Consider the following 15,282-nt stretch of genomic DNA (forward strand, 5'->3'; position numbering starts at 1 on the left):
GAGAAGTCCTTAGTCTGCCTGATATTGTTTCAATGTCTTGGTAAATTCAGCCAAGATACTCATTTTTTCTAAGGCTTGTCCGCCGTAAAGAATATCTTGAGCCAGCTCAACGGCTTGTTTATAGGTTTTGGTAATACCTGCGACGTAAATGCCTGCACCTGCATTCAGTGCAATCATATTTGCTGCTTTTTCGCCTACGTCTGATTTATCACGACTCAAAGCATCTTTGATTAGCTTTAGGCTCTCTTCAGAACTATTGACGACTAAACCGGTCAGGGTTTGAGAGGCGATACCAACGTCTTCAGGGTTCAGCGTCCATTCGGTAACTTCGCCATCTTTAAGCTCAGCGACTGCAGTTGGTGCAGCTAGGCTAATTTCATCTAGGCCATCTTTAGAATGCACCACCAGTACATGCTCAGCACCAAGCTGTTTTAATACTTCAGCAATGGGACGGCACAATTCATCTGAGAATACGCCAATCACAAAACGATTTACGCCAGCTGGGTTGGTGAGTGGGCCAAGTAAGTTAAAAATACTACGGATTCCCAATTCACGACGTGGCGCCACCGCATATTTCATGGCTTTATGATGATTTGGCGCAAATAGGAAACCCACGCCCATTTCACGGATACAACGTTCTGTTTGTTGCATGTCTAAATCAAGTTGAATGCCAATCTGTTCAAGCACGTCAGAAGACCCCGATTTGCTTGATACACCGCGGTTACCATGTTTCGCAATGGTTGCTCCCGCAGCGGCGATCACAAAACTTGAAGCGGTTGAAACATTAAATAAGTTTTGACCATCACCACCAGTCCCCACGATATCCACCAGATGAGGAATATCACTGACATCAATTTTAATCGCAAACTCACGCATGATACGTGCAGCAGCTGTAATTTCATCAATACTCTCACCCTTCATGCGCAAGCCCATCATTAGCGCACCGATTTGAGCATCAGTGGCTTCACCTTGCATGATACTGCGCATCACATCTTCCATTTGTGGCTGGGTCAGATGGATGTTCTTGGTAATGTTATTGAGTGCCTGTTGGATATTCATAGTCATGAGTTACAGCATTTAATGATTAAAAAATTTGATGAAAGTGGTTGATGATGAAGGATAGCTCGGCTTTTGTGGTATGTGTCCCACTCATTCAGCAGCTATGTTAACAGAAAATAATCGAAGATTTAGAGTGTTGCTAGAGAGTTTTTAAAATTTCACCTGTTTAAGTAGGTTGCTAAATTTTGGGGTAGGAGTGATTGAATGAAAAAGGTTTTATTTTATGAGGGGTTTATTTGATTTTTTATGATAAATAATCAACCATTTGGTATATCTTAATCCTACATATTCCTATAAAAAATGTGTATAAATCAACTAAATAAAACTAGATATATTAGGGCGGTCTTTATATCATTCATCAATAAATATGTATTTAAATTACTTGAAATATCTTGGGGTCGAGAAAAATAAGCATTGCTTTGTTTTTGTATTGGTTGCACTTCTTCATCCACTGCAAGCCTATGCGGAAACTCAAACTGAGACTCCGCAGCAAGATGCAATAAAGGATAAAGTGGTACGTGTTGCGGTGACTGGTTCACGCATTTCTAAAGCACAGAAAGATGGCCCAACTAGTGTGACCGTGATCACTGCAGCAGATATTGAAAAACAAGGCTATACAAATGCTTTTGATGCCTTAAATAATCTGGCTCAAAATACAGGTTTTGTTCAAGGTGCTGATTTTGGGAATATCCGAACGCCTGCGGCAAATGCCATCAGTCTACGGGGATTAGGACCGAACTATACATTGACCTTAATCAATGGTCATCGCGTTGCGGACTATCCTGTCGCATATGAGGGTAATGTCAACTTTGTCAATTTGGCCAATATTCCCACTGCGATTATTGATCGGATTGAGGTTTTAAATGGTGGTGCTTCTGCAATTTATGGTTCAGATGCCATTGCAGGTGTCGTGAATATCATTCTGAAAAAGAAAACTGATGGCACACAGGTAAATATCAAAGCTGGTACGACCAAGGAAGGCGGAGAAAATCTACGCTTACAACTCAGTGGCAGTAACAGTCTAGATCAGCTTAATCTTGTTTATGGCTTCGAGTTTAGTGCGCGAGAGCCTATTTTCGCAACAGATCGTCACTTCATGTCTACCAGTACAAAGAAAGGTGAAACACCGACAACGATTGTTGGGCGTCGGAATGCAGAGACAGGACAATATTTGCCAATAGGGGGCGACGGTTGTCAGCCATATGAACAGCTTTTTAAGGGCTCAGTTCATAATTTTGGCAAAAATGGCGATCGTTGTGCCAGTGATCGTGTACGTTCCACTTATTGGTCCGTACAAACTCAAAACCGTAGTCAAAATGGATATTTAGGGCTGGATTATGCGTTGAATGATAAAACACAGTTATTCGCTGATGTCCTCATTGGCGCGAATCAAATTCAGAATAATACCCGTTCACCAACATGGACTTCATTAGGAACGAATGGTTACTTTTTAAATCAAAATTCAGGTAATTATGAAGTTTGGAATCGTGCTTTTGCACCCGAGGAGTTTGGGGGGCTCAATAAAGTTAACAAGAAATGGCAGGAGTTTTCATCTAATTTAAATTTTGGTATCCGAGGGGATATTGCTGACAGTAGCTGGAATTATGAAGCTGCATACAATGGTTCGATTTATACCAGCAATTTACGCAACCCAATCAATCAACTTGCTGGTATAGATGAATATTTCTTAGGGTCTCGTTTGGGGGTAGATCAAGATGGTGTTCCAATTTATGCGCCAGATTTAAAACGTTTAAATCAACCCTTAAACCCAAGTGAAATAGCAAAAGTCTTTGGTACGAGCGAGCAAAAAGACCGTTCTTGGGTTCAAAGTTTGAGTGTGAGTGCTAATGGAGATGTTTTTGAGCTACCTGCTGGGACGGCTAAATTGGCAGCAATTGCTGAAGTTGGCCGGCAGGGTTTTAAAAATAGACCAGATAAAGCCTTTGAGCAGGGTAAATTTAATACAATCAGTTATGGTGAGTACGGTGGTGTTCGTTCGCGGCAAGCATTGGGAACAGAGTTATTCCTTCCTTTGGCAAAACCATTAAATTTAACTTTATCTGGACGTTATGATCGTTATGCACTGTCAGATAATAGTATTGATAAATTTACTTTTGGTTCAGGGTTGGAATTTCGCCCAGACCCAACTTTATTACTACGAAGTAATTACCAAACCAGCTTCCGTGCACCAGACATGAATTATTTATTCCTGAATAAACAAAAAGGATATTATTCAAGTACAACGGATTATTTACGTTGCGAGCAAACTGGACAGCCACTAAATAACTGTGAGTTTAGGCTGTACTCACCTGGTGCAGATTATATCAAGGTTGGAAATAAAGATTTAAAACCAGAAAATGGCACATCTTATGGTTTTGGTTTTGTTTGGTCGCCTGTTAAAGCCTTTGATTTATCGGTGGATTACTGGAATATCCAAATTGATGATCAAGTAACGAATTTGAGTGCCGACAAGTTACTTCGAACCGAGGCTGACTGTCGCGCTGGGCGTAGAAATATTAATGATACGCAATGTATAGATGCGCTGGCTCGGATTGAGCGAAATCCTAGTGATGCAGTGGTTAATCCCAATGTGATTCGAAATATTAATATTGTTCCAATCAATGCGGCTTCCGTAAGTTCTAGTGGGATCGATTTGACCAGTAAATGGCGCTGGAAGACTGATCATTGGGGGAACTTTCTCTGGAGTATCAATTTTAGCCGCACACTGAAGAATAAATATCAGCAATCCAAAGAAGATCCAGTTGATGATTTACTTTGGGATAAAAGTAACCTCGATTGGCGTGATCGTTTCAATAGCAGTCTCAGCTGGAGCCGTGGTCCATTTGAGTCTACAGTATTGTTGAGCCGTTATGGAAAATTACCGAAAGCCGACGAGTCGGGTTGGTTGAACCCGATGTATGTCGTCAATTGGAGTGGCACTTACCAAATTTCACCTAAGGCATCAGCTTCGATTATTGTCAATAATTTATTTGATAAGGATAAATTGGATTACACCGGTGGATGGGCCTATTATGCAACAGGTTATCCTCTTTACGGCCGTCAAGCTTGGTTAGAGTTTAACTATAAATTCTAACAATGATGTATGGATGCAGCGAAGTGATACACCATTTGCTGCGTCTTTTTATTTTAAAAACTACAGAGGACAGATCTCCTATGTTGGTCAAACCTTCATTAAAAAAAACATTACTACTTACAACATTACTTTCTTTATCTGCAACACAAATTTTTGCATCCAATAGCAATGAACAGATTCCGATTGGTAAATTACCAGAATGGGTTGTCCCTGAATCGTATGATTTAGACTTTAAAATTGATCCTGCACAAAAAAGTTATACGGGTAAAACCACCATTCATTTAAAACTGACTCAAGCCACCGATCATGTTTGGATTCATGGTAAATCTTTATCGGTAAAAGACGTTAACATCCTATCTGCAGCTGGACAGAAAACCACCGCCAAATATGAGCAAGCTTCAGAAGTCGATGGTGTCAGTCTGATTAAATTTGCCCAGACGCTACCTGCAGGGCAATACCGCTTGGTACTGGATTTCAATGCAGACTATGATCAGCAACTGGATGGTATTTATAAAATTGAATTTGAGGGTAAGCCTTATGTCATGACTCAAATGGAAGCGATCAGTGCACGTCAATCTTTTCCTTCATTTGATGAACCACGTTTTAAAACACCCTTTAATATTCGCTTAACCATACCAAGCAAATATTCAGGTTTTTCCAATACCAATCAAGTCGCTGAACAGGCCGAAAAATCGGGGTGGAAAACGTTAAGCTTTGCACCGACCAAACCGCTACCAACTTATCTACTGGCATTGGCGGTTGGTCCTTGGCAAGTACAACAAGGGCCAGATATTGGGGCGACGGAGTGGCGTAAACAGGCGATCAAATTACGAGGTCTAGCACCCGATGCTAAGGCTGAAAAAATGCAGCATGCCTTGTCTGAAACCCCAACCATTTTAAAAACATTAGAAGATTATTTTGCATTCGGATATCCATTCGACAAACTAGATTTACTTGCTGCACCTGACTTTGCCGCGGGTGCGATGGAAAATCCGGGGCTGATCACATTCAGAGATTATTTAATGTTGTTGGATAAAGACTCCCCCGTGTCTTTTGTACAGAGTTCATTTAATGTCAATGCACACGAGTTGGCGCATCAATGGTTTGGGGATGTGGTGACCATGCCGTGGTGGGATGACCTGTGGTTGAATGAATCCTTTGCTACGTGGATGCAAAGTAAGATTACTCAACAATTACATCCTGAATTTAACGCAGATCTTGAACGTGTGGTCGATACCGCAGGCGCGATGAAAAGTGATAGCTTGGTCAGTGTACGCCGTATCCGTCAGCCAATTTTAAGTAATGCCGATATTCAAACGGCTTTTGATGGGATTACCTATCAAAAAGGTGCAGCCGTTTTAAATATGTTTGAGAGCTATCTAGGTGAAGAAAAATTCAAACAAGGCGTGCGTAATTACATTCACAAGCATCAATATGGTAGTGCTACCGCTAATGATTTAATTAGCTCCCTCGCAGAACAGTCTGGTCAAGCTGAGCGTTTTAGCAAAGCGGTAAAAAGTTTTATTGATCAACCAGGTGTACCATTGCTGAATACCTCATTGCAGCAACAAGGCAATAAAGTCTTTTTAAATGTGAAACAAACGCGTTATTTACCTGTTGGCTCTAAAGGAGATGCCAACAGTCTTTGGGGGGTACCATTATGTGTACGTTACGAAGTTTCAAATGCGGCGAGTAAAGTTCAGTGTGAGTTGGTTGACCAAGCCGAAGCCAAAATTGAACTCAAAGGCGCAAGTATTAACAGTTGGTATATTCCAAATGCGGATGCAGCAGGCTATTACCAATTTAGTTTGCCTGAACCAGAACTTGCTCGTCTGACCGCCGCTACGGAAAAACTTTCTAATACTGAACAACTGGCCTATGCCTATGCTGTTTCAGCTGCATTTAACCATGGTGATATTAACCTGTTGGCGGTGGCGGATGTTGCGAAGAAGTTTGCGAACTCGAATAGCCGTCAAATCAGTACTGCATTATTCCCGCAATTGAGTACAATCCAGCGCCATGTGTTGAAGACAGAAGCAGAACGTGAACATTTCAGAAAAGCACTCACGAATTTATATCTGCCAAAGTTGAACCAATTGGGCTATACCAATAAATCAGGTGAGTCTGCCGAAGACAGTTTATGGCGGAGTGAGTTGGCGCAGTTCCTTGCACTGGATATTCAGGTACCAGAAGTACGTCAACAGCTGTTAAAGCAATCCAACGTTTTATTTGAACAGACGCAACTGAACTTTGCCCAGCTCACACCAGAGTTATTGCCAACGATTTTGGCAGTACGTGTCCAAGAAAAAGGACAGCCTACATTTGACCGTTTAGTAGGGGAGTTACAACGCATCACGCAACCGACTCAACGTTTGGCGATTCTCACTGCTTTAGGTTCAGCAAATCAGGTGGAAACACGTCAGCAGGCACGCCAGTTAGTTTTGGATCTACGTGTGAAAGTCGGTGAAGTACGTACCGTGATTAATTCAATCAATAGCTATAGCGGCGAACAAGGCGGACTTTGGTCATGGTTTAAGGCCAATCACGATGCTGTGTTTGATCGTTTAGGCAAGTCTTCTGCAGGACGGTTCCCCGCATTGTTTAGTGGCGCTGCATGTACGCAACAGGAAGCAACACAACTCAACACTTTCTTTGCGCCACGCACCAAAGAGCTGGTTGGGGTTGAGCGCGGTTTGAATCAGACCAAAGAGCGGATTCAACTCTGTGAATCCTTGGTTGCGAAGCAAGATGGTTCGCTTGTGCAACAACTGAAATTATAATTTATTCAGTTATAAAAAAGCCAACGATCATGCGTTGGCTTTTTTATTTTCAGGATGATTTAAGCATCATCCGCAGCGTCAGGATTTCTGACACCCAATAACTGACTGGTTGCTGTACCTGCCGTCATTGAACCGTTGACGTTTAAAGCCGTACGACCCATATCAATGAGTGGCTCAATTGAAATCAATAGCGCAACTAACGTAATCGGTAAGCCCATGGCTGGCAGTACGATTAAAGCTGCGAAGGTTGCACCGCCACCAACGCCAGCAACACCAATCGAACTGAGAGTCACCACCACCACCAACTGAGCAATCCACAATGGATCAAGCGGGTTGATACCCACAGTTGGCGCAACCATCACCGCCAGCATCGCAGGGTATAAACCGGCACAACCATTTTGACCAATGGTTGCACCAAATGAAGCAGAGAAGCTGGCAATCCCTTCAGGCACACCCAATTGTTTGGTTTGTGCTTCGATATTGAGCGGAATACTGGCTGCACTTGAACGACTGGTAAAAGCAAAAGTTAAAACAGGGAAAACTTTCTTGAAAAAGTCTATTGGATTGACACGTACAAATAGTAAAATCAGCGCATGTACCAGAAACATGATTGCCAATCCCAGATACGATGCGACCAGAAATTCACCTAATTTAACGATGTCGGCAACATTTGCCGTTGCCACCATTTTGGTCATGAGCGCCAACACACCATAAGGCGTAAATTGCATCACTAAACGAACAAGGCTAATCACCAAGGCTTGCAGTGCTTCAATCCCATGTCTGATTCTTTCACCATTGACGGTGTCTTTATCCATCAGTTTAAGTGCAGCCACACCTAAAAATGCAGAGAAAATCACAACACTGATAATTGCAGTAGGGCGAACGCCGGTTAAGTCAGCAAATGGGTTTTGAGGGAATAGTGAAAGCAAGAGTTTAGGAACATCTAAATCTGTCACTTGCCCAATGTATTGACTTTGAATGGCGGCTAGACGTGCTGCTTCTTTGGTACCTTGTACCAGTCCCTCCGCCGTTAAACCAAATAAATTGGTGATACCTGCGCCCACCAGTGCGGCAATTGCCGTGGTCGCTAACAAGATACCAATCACAAGTACACTGATTTTTCCAAGAGAAGTGGTTTGGTGTAGCTTTACCACTGCACTTAAAATCGATATAAAAATCAGTGGCATGATCACCATTTGTAATAGTTGTACATAACCATTACCCACAAGGTTGAACCATGCAACCGAGTGTTCAAGCACAGGGTTATCGCCGTAGATCGCTTTAAGGGCTAAACCAAAGAAGATACCAACCACCATACCGATCAGAACTTTTTTGGAGAGACTCCAGTCTTTTCGATAAGTAAAAAACAATCCTGCCATGAGCAGGACAAAAACAATAATATTCAATAAAACCAAGGTATTCACAATAGGTTATCCTGATAGATCATTCAGGGGGAATGCTAAGAACAATGACTTAGATTCTATCATCCAGCTGCCCTGAAACTTAATCATTCCTATGACTATAGTTAATCTAAAAAAGTAAAATGCAATCAGACAAAACAGAAATTGAGGATTGAACTTACTTTTTATAACGTGTGAAAAGTGGATTAATTATTGAAAAAGAATGACTTGTTTTAAATGTAAGTTTTAAGATTAATTTTAATGCTGAAAATTTATACCGTATGTATGAATTGTATATTGATTTTATATGTTCAAAATAAAAACAGCCCATCGATTAAAAATGGACTGTCAGGAAACTAAATTGAATTAAGTTCTAGGATTTAAGCATAAATATCCAAGAAGTTTTTGAAAATTTGATGCCCGTGTTCACTCAAAATAGACTCAGGGTGAAATTGCACACCTTCCACAGGCAGTGTTTTATGTTTGACACCCATGATTTCTTCAATCGTGCCATCTGCTTGATTGGTCCAACACGTCACTTCTAAGCACTCTGGCAACGTTTCTTGCTCAATCACCAACGAATGATAACGTGTTGCAGCAAAAGGTGAAGGCAAATTGCTAAAAATTCCTTTGTCACTATGGTGCATATCAGATAGGCGACCATGCATGACTGTTTTAGCACGAATGATATTGCCACCAAACGCCTGTCCAATGGCTTGATGACCTAAACAGACACCCAGTAACGGAATTTTGCCAGCAAAGTGATTGATGGCTGGAATAGAGATACCCGCTTCACTCGGTGAGCAAGGACCTGGGCCAATCACCAGATATTTCGGCTGCCATCGCTCAATATCCTCTAATGTCACTTGATCATTACGAACAACTTTTACTTCTTGATTCAACTCGCCAAAATATTGAACGATGTTGTAAGTAAATGAGTCATAATTGTCAATCATTAGAAGCATGATTATAACCTTTTGAAATATAAGCACTTAAATGTGCTATTGAGTTCGACAAACCGATTCGTACGCTGTATTTTTTCCATCTATCTTAAATAGAGAAAAGATTATTCTAGCGACAACGGGAAATCATCATAACAAAATGGATCATTCATGTGGAAAATTTTCAAAGGATTAACGGCAGAATAAAAGGGCAATTTTGTTTGTTGAAATGAGCTGATAATTGATCATAAATTTTTGTAATTGAAAGGCTTGAGGGGAAAAACTGAATGTGAATCGAAAGTCTAAATGAATTGATTGGAATGATGTTGAAAAGAATGATATAAAAAGCCAATTTACGCGAATAATAAAAGCGTAATTGGCACTACATTGGTTCTTTGTTATATGTATTGCACTATTTTGGTTCATTATGTCTTTTTTGAGGACGCGCTAAAATAGGAATGTTTAAATATGGTGCATTTTTAAATGCAGACATTATGGTAGGCATAGGGCAGGGAACCTAAAGCATTTTTTCTGCAAAGAATTTCAATGTTTTAGGTATGCTTTTAAATTGTTGGTATGATAATTGCTAATTATACATCAACAACTAACACGCACTTAACAAGTGCATAAAAACTTCATTGGAGCAAATGAGCATGGCGAACAAGGTCCTTCAACTCATCAAAGAAAGTGGCGCAAAATGGGTCGATTTTCGCTTTACTGATACTAAGGGTAAAGAGCAACACGTAACTTACCCAGCTGATACCATTGATGAAGATACATTTGAAGACGGTAAAATGTTTGATGGTTCTTCAATTGCTGGTTGGAAAGGCATTGAAGCTTCTGACATGATCTTACGTCCAGATGCTGAAACAGGTTTTCTTGACCCGTTCTTTGCTGAGCCTACAGTTGTTGTGACTTGTGACGTAATCGAGCCTTCAACTGGTCAAGGTTACGAGCGTGACCCACGTTCGATTGCTCGTCGTGCTGAAGAATATTTAAAATCTACAGGTATCGGTGATACAGCATTCTTTGGTCCAGAACCTGAATTCTTCGTTTTTGACGAAGTGAAATGGGACATCGACATGTCTGGTGCGCGCCACACATTGATCGCTGAAGAAGCTGCTTGGTCTACAGGTAAAGACTACGAAGCAGGTAACTCTGGTCACCGTCCACGCGTTAAAGGCGGTTACTTCCCAGTTCCTCCAGTTGACTCTCATCAAGACATGCGCGCTGAAATGTGTGCACGTATTGAAGACATCATGGGTCCTGGTCGTGTAGAAGTACATCACCACGAAGTTGCTTCTTGCCAATTAGAAATTGGTGTGAGCTTCAATACCTTAGTTCGTAAAGCGGACGAAGTTCAACAGTTCAAATATGCAGTTTGGAACGTTGCTCATCAATATGGCAAAACAGCGACATTCATGCCTAAGCCAATGGTTGGTGATAATGGTTCTGGTATGCACGTTCACATGTCAATTTCTAAAGATGGCAAGAACTTGTTTGCTGGTGATGAATATGCTGGTTTATCAGAAATGGCATTGTTCTTCATCGGTGGTGTAATCAAACATGCGCGTGCGTTGAATGCGATTACTAACCCAGGTACAAACTCTTATAAGCGTTTGGTTCCACACTACGAAGCACCAATTATGCTTGCTTACTCAGCACGTAACCGTTCTGCTTCTATCCGTATTCCTTACGTTTCTAGCCCTAAAGGCAAGCGTATCGAAGCACGTTTCCCTGATCCATTAATGAACCCGTACTTAGGTTTTGCGGCATTGTTGATGGCTGGTCTTGACGGTATCCAAAACAAGATCCACCCAGGTGAAGCTGCTGACAAGAACTTGTATGATCTTCCTCCTGAAGAAGAAGCAAAAATCCCTACAGTTGCGCACAACTTGGAAATGGCGATTGCTGCACTTGAAGCGGATCATGAGTTCCTGTTGAAAGGTGGTGTATTCACTAAAGAAATGCTTGATGCATATATCGAACTTAAAACTGAAGATGTACGTCGTCTTAACACGACGACTCACCCAGTTGAATTTGATATGTACTACAGCCTGTAATACATCTAGTCTAAAAAAGCTCGCTTCGGCGAGCTTTTTTTTGGCAATTTTAATACATCTAGTTGTATCTATCTTAAAGTTTTAGGACAGTTCATATTATATTTATTGGTTAGTTTATATTGAGGTAGAGAGGCTAGGGTGAGTTTAATCGAATTAAAAACGACAGAAGAATTTGTAGGAGCGATTTCAAAACAGGCAGTTTCTTTATCTAATAATCAGTTCTCTGAGGATTTTAAAAAGTTATTTCTGTATTATTTGGAAACCTTTAAAGATCAGATAAATAGTATGGATTGGGATTTTATATCTATAGAGTTCTGGTTTGATTCTGGTCAGTTGATTCTTTATCCTGAAAGCTTTGACTATGAAAGGCTTGATCCTTATATGTGCTTGGTTTATCAATACTATCAAATATATTTTGATCAATTGATTGCCCAAAATATAAGTGATGACGTCCTTGAAGAAGAAAGTACAGAGATAAAACAGAAAGTTACTGATCGTGTAAATAGGGTACTGAATGACTTATCAACTCATATTCTTGTAGAACTAAATAGAAAAAAGATTTATTTAAAATACTTCGGTGTTACAAAGGAATTTGTCTTTAAGGAAGAAGTTTTGAAATTATAAATTTTTTTCAATTAATTTTTTAAATTTCACTGTTCTATATAATTTTTAGATTCTTTGTATGATATGTGTGGAGAGATGTACTTGCTGTGATTGATCAATAAATCCTACATTTTTATAAAAAAATTCATGTACACTAATCGCGATGTTTTTAGTGAGCCAAGCATGCGAAATTTACGACCAAACAGAATTAAGGGACGAGAGATCCCAGCTGAATTAAAAAAATGGTTGTATGCATCAGGTTCTCTCACTCAACAGTTGACTGATTTGGGTGAAGGGGAATTTCATGTCGAACGTCTTAAAGAGCATTTTCACCGACTCACTTTTAATGATAGCCAATGGATGCGGATGCCAGCACATCATATTGCCTGGGTACGTGAAACCAATTTATACGGCAGTGAAACAGAAGCTTGGGTGAAAGCAAAAAGTATCTTTCCAATTTTAAGCTTACATAAGAAAGCACGTTTATTTCGGCATATTCGTAATAAGCCTATTGGTTGGTTTTTATTTCAACGAACCAATCCTGCCTGCGAAAGACGCGTCATTTATCTTGAGGAAGGTTGGACCAGACAAAGTTGCTATACTTGGCATGGCTGCAAATTTATCGTGCAAGAAACATTTCTTCCTGCATTTGAACAGTTTATTCGACAGCATTGACTCTAAGGATTCATCATGGAAACAGTGCAACACACAACATGGCGGCAACGTTTAGAAGCCTATTACTATCTATGCCGCTTTGACAAACCTATTGGTACGGAATTGGTTTTTTGGCCAACCATGTGGGCTTTATGGGTTGCTTCAAAAGGGATACCTGATTTTAAGATCCTATTTATTATGATCTTAGGCGTGATTTTTATGCGTGCGGCAGGTTGTGCAATTAATGACTTTGCTGATCGAAAAGTGGATGCTCATGTCGAGCGAACTAAAACACGTCCATTAGCAACAGGTATCATTCGCCCTCGCGAAGCTGTTTTTGTTTTTTTGGTTTTAGTCGGTGCCAGTGCGACGTTATTATTTTTTCTTCCGATTGAAACCTTTTATTGGTCATTTGGTGCATTATTCCTCGCGTTTATTTATCCTTTTATGAAGCGCTATACCAATTTACCTCAGGTTTTCTTAGGTGCTGCATTCTCTTGGTCGATTCCTATGGCTTATACAGCGGTAGGGCAAACACCTGATTTAACCTGTTGGTTGCTTTATTTTGGTAATTTAGCTTGGACGGTGGCTTATGATACTCAGTATGCGATTACTGACCGTGAATATGATTTAAAGATCGGCGTCAAATCGACCGCGATTTTATTTGGTCGTTACGATATTCAGATTATTGGCTTACTTCAAATTTTAAGCTTGCTCCTCATTGGTGGAGCTTTATATCTGGAAAATCTGTTATTGCCATTTGGGTTGGCGGCATTGTTGATCGTCGCTGCTGATTTTGTTTATCAAGCGTTTAAAACCAAAGATCGTGATCCACAAATCTGTTTTTGGGCATTTCGTCACAATCGTTGGGTGGGGCTGATCATTTTCATTGGAATTTTTTTAGAATTCATATTTTAAATTGACTGAATAGTTGAAAAGTGTTCTATGCAGAGCACTTTTTTTATGCCTTAATAATGTGGCATGTAGTTTCATGCCTAAAATAAAACAAGGACTAAAAGGATATTTTATGAAACGGTCTAAAATTGCGTTGGCAATGACATTCTCTATTTCTGCATTATTTTTAACCGCATGTAATGACAATGATGATAATTACACTGGGGTGGATTCGGGAAAAACCTATCTGTCTGAAACAACTTATTCGAAAGATAAGGTAGAAAATGCATCGTCAATTAAAGTAATGACTTATAACATGGTCAATGTCCAAGGGCGTACGGCAAAAGCGACAGCATTAGTGATGTTTCCAAAAGCGGCTCAACCTGCCGATGGTTACCGAGTTGTAGTTTGGGAGCATGGTACGGTTGGTGTCGCGGATAGTTGTGCACCAAGTAATAACGCAATCGGTGCTCGCTTTAGAATTTTAGCTGAAAGCTTATTAGCAGCAGGCTATGTTGTTGTTGCGCCAGATTATGAAGGCTTGGGCACACCAGGCATTCATCCATATCTGAACTTGGGTAGTGAGGCGAAATCTGCGATTGCAGCTGTAAAAGCAGCTAAAGATCATTATGGTGCTAAGCTAAATGGGGAGTGGATGTCTGCTGGTCAATCTCAAGGTGGTCAGGCATCTTTGGGGACTGCGGAGTATGCAAATGCGGATGCAACCTATAAGGGAGCCGTGGCTGGCGCACCTGCATCAAGTTTAGGAAAAATTATCTTAGAGGTTGCACCTACTGCTTTGGCAGGTATTGAGTTGAAAGAAATCGCAGCGGGTGTACCGTTAGCAAATCGAGTATCTGTTGATTCCTACGCGACTTTACTTGCTTATGCCGCACTGACAGGTGTTGGGATTAAAGCATATGAGCCAAGATTCAATTATCGAGACATTTTCCAAGAACGTGCTAAATCTCTTGCAGAATTCGCTGAAGGTACTACAGGCGAAAATGGTCTTTGTCTAGATAATGAAACTGATCCAAGCTTAAGTCTGATTGAGAAGTTTAAAGCTGATATCATTCAATTTATGACGGTTAATCCTGATAAAAAAGTTATGGACTATCCAGGATTGGATACAAATAACTTTAAAAATAATGAGACCGTACAGAAGTTTTTAGTTGCAAACCAACCAGGAACGAAACGTATTGATAAACCAGTTTATATTGTACAGGGAACTGCGGATACAAATGTTCCATTCCCTGTTACACAGGCATTGGTTGCTAATTTGCAAGCATTAGGATCACCAAGTATTAAACTGGATCCTGTTGTGAATGCAACGCATACTCAAGCGATTGTGTGTAGAAACCTTGATGTGTATAACTTTATTCAATCTAAGATGCCTGCTAAAACAAATATAGTGGTTGATCCAGCCAAGATTGATGCAAGTAAAAATGAGCAATGCACGGGTGTAAAGTCATAATTTTTTAAGGTTTTAAGCTAACAAAAAAGAGCCTCTTTATAGAGGCTCTTTTTTGTTATATTGTTACGCATCTTGAAATTGATGCCGTTTGAGTTTGAAGTCGTTATGAGCCAGCAACCTGTTGAAAAAAGATCTGTCCCTTGGTTATTGATGGGGCTTGGATTATTAATTCCAATTTTTATTGTGGGGATGGCTTTTCTTGCGGCAAGAAGTGATGCGCAAACCAAGAAAAAATATGATCAGCAACATGCTGAAATTGCAAAAAAGTTTGAACAACAAAAACAAGCTGAACCAACCACGCCGGCTGAGTAATTTATCTG

Annotated in this window: 10 protein-coding genes and 1 pseudogene; 8 read left to right on the forward strand and 3 right to left on the reverse strand. The window is 40.4% G+C overall.

The features are described from left to right. Positions 1-9 precede the first annotated feature (9 nt). Positions 10-1,059, reverse strand: a complete 1,050-nt coding sequence (gene trpD, locus F993_RS16490; RefSeq protein ID WP_032812186.1) for an anthranilate phosphoribosyltransferase — start codon at positions 1,057-1,059, stop codon at positions 10-12. 367 nt (positions 1,060-1,426) lie between these two features. Between trpD and F993_RS16485 the strand changes: the two genes are divergently transcribed. Beyond that, positions 1,427-4,153, forward strand: coding sequence for a TonB-dependent receptor plug domain-containing protein (locus tag F993_RS16485; RefSeq protein WP_004652656.1), 2,727 nt, complete (start codon positions 1,427-1,429; stop codon positions 4,151-4,153). A 13-nt stretch (positions 4,154-4,166) separates the two neighbouring features. Then, positions 4,167-6,933: pseudogene (locus F993_RS16480) on the forward strand (M1 family metallopeptidase). 59 nt (positions 6,934-6,992) lie between these two features. On the opposite strand, the gene F993_RS16475 reads toward F993_RS16480, so the two are convergent. Together F993_RS16475 and F993_RS16470 are read right to left on the reverse strand one after the other, a co-directional pair. Continuing rightward, on the reverse strand, positions 6,993-8,357 hold the full coding sequence (locus F993_RS16475) for an L-cystine transporter (protein ID WP_004652658.1): 1,365 nt from the start codon (positions 8,355-8,357) through the stop codon (positions 6,993-6,995). 356 nt (positions 8,358-8,713) lie between these two features. Continuing rightward, positions 8,714-9,298 carry an anthranilate synthase component II gene (locus F993_RS16470; RefSeq protein WP_004652659.1) on the reverse strand — a complete coding sequence of 195 codons (585 nt, stop codon included), beginning with the start codon at positions 9,296-9,298 and terminating at the stop codon, positions 8,714-8,716. Positions 9,299-9,921: 623 nt separating this feature from the next. On the opposite strand from F993_RS16470, the gene glnA reads away from it, so the two are divergent. The 6 genes from glnA (at position 9,922) to F993_RS16440 (ending at position 15,274) form a co-directional block, all read left to right on the forward strand. Next, positions 9,922-11,337, forward strand: coding sequence for a type I glutamate--ammonia ligase (glnA, locus tag F993_RS16465; RefSeq protein ID WP_171057879.1), 1,416 nt, complete (start codon positions 9,922-9,924; stop codon positions 11,335-11,337). A 138-nt stretch (positions 11,338-11,475) separates the two neighbouring features. Next, a complete protein-coding gene (locus F993_RS16460; RefSeq protein WP_004652662.1) occupies positions 11,476-11,961 on the forward strand; it encodes a hypothetical protein in 486 nt (161 codons plus the stop codon). Positions 11,962-12,123: 162 nt separating this feature from the next. Then, on the forward strand, positions 12,124-12,615 hold the full coding sequence (locus tag F993_RS16455; RefSeq protein WP_004652664.1) for a chorismate--pyruvate lyase family protein: 492 nt from the start codon (positions 12,124-12,126) through the stop codon (positions 12,613-12,615). 15 nt (positions 12,616-12,630) lie between these two features. Further along, complete coding sequence (ubiA, locus tag F993_RS16450) at positions 12,631-13,512, forward strand: 4-hydroxybenzoate octaprenyltransferase (protein WP_004652665.1); 882 nt, start codon at positions 12,631-12,633, stop codon at positions 13,510-13,512. Positions 13,513-13,621: 109 nt separating this feature from the next. After that, a complete protein-coding gene (locus F993_RS16445; protein WP_004652666.1) occupies positions 13,622-14,962 on the forward strand; it encodes an alpha/beta hydrolase in 1,341 nt (446 codons plus the stop codon). A gap of 105 nt (positions 14,963-15,067) precedes the next feature. Then, a complete protein-coding gene (locus F993_RS16440; protein ID WP_032812375.1) occupies positions 15,068-15,274 on the forward strand; it encodes a hypothetical protein in 207 nt (68 codons plus the stop codon). The last annotated feature ends 8 nt before the right edge of the window (positions 15,275-15,282 follow it).

Origin of the sequence: Acinetobacter proteolyticus, assembly GCF_000367945.1 — a bacterium.
Lineage (GTDB): Bacteria > Pseudomonadota > Gammaproteobacteria > Pseudomonadales > Moraxellaceae > Acinetobacter > Acinetobacter proteolyticus.

What these genes read in the sequence shown, in the direction of transcription:
- trpD (WP_032812186.1), bottom strand. Translation starts at nt 1,059, where the DNA reads ATGAATATCCAACAGGCACTCAATAACATTACCAAGAACATCCATCTG.
- F993_RS16485 (WP_004652656.1), top strand. Translation starts at nt 1,427, where the DNA reads ATGTATTTAAATTACTTGAAATATCTTGGGGTCGAGAAAAATAAGCAT.
- F993_RS16470 (WP_004652659.1), bottom strand. Translation starts at nt 9,298, where the DNA reads ATGCTTCTAATGATTGACAATTATGACTCATTTACTTACAACATCGTT.
- glnA (WP_171057879.1), top strand. Translation starts at nt 9,922, where the DNA reads ATGAGCATGGCGAACAAGGTCCTTCAACTCATCAAAGAAAGTGGCGCA.
- F993_RS16455 (WP_004652664.1), top strand. Translation starts at nt 12,124, where the DNA reads ATGCGAAATTTACGACCAAACAGAATTAAGGGACGAGAGATCCCAGCT.
- ubiA (WP_004652665.1), top strand. Translation starts at nt 12,631, where the DNA reads ATGGAAACAGTGCAACACACAACATGGCGGCAACGTTTAGAAGCCTAT.
- F993_RS16445 (WP_004652666.1), top strand. Translation starts at nt 13,622, where the DNA reads ATGAAACGGTCTAAAATTGCGTTGGCAATGACATTCTCTATTTCTGCA.
- F993_RS16440 (WP_032812375.1), top strand. Translation starts at nt 15,068, where the DNA reads ATGAGCCAGCAACCTGTTGAAAAAAGATCTGTCCCTTGGTTATTGATG.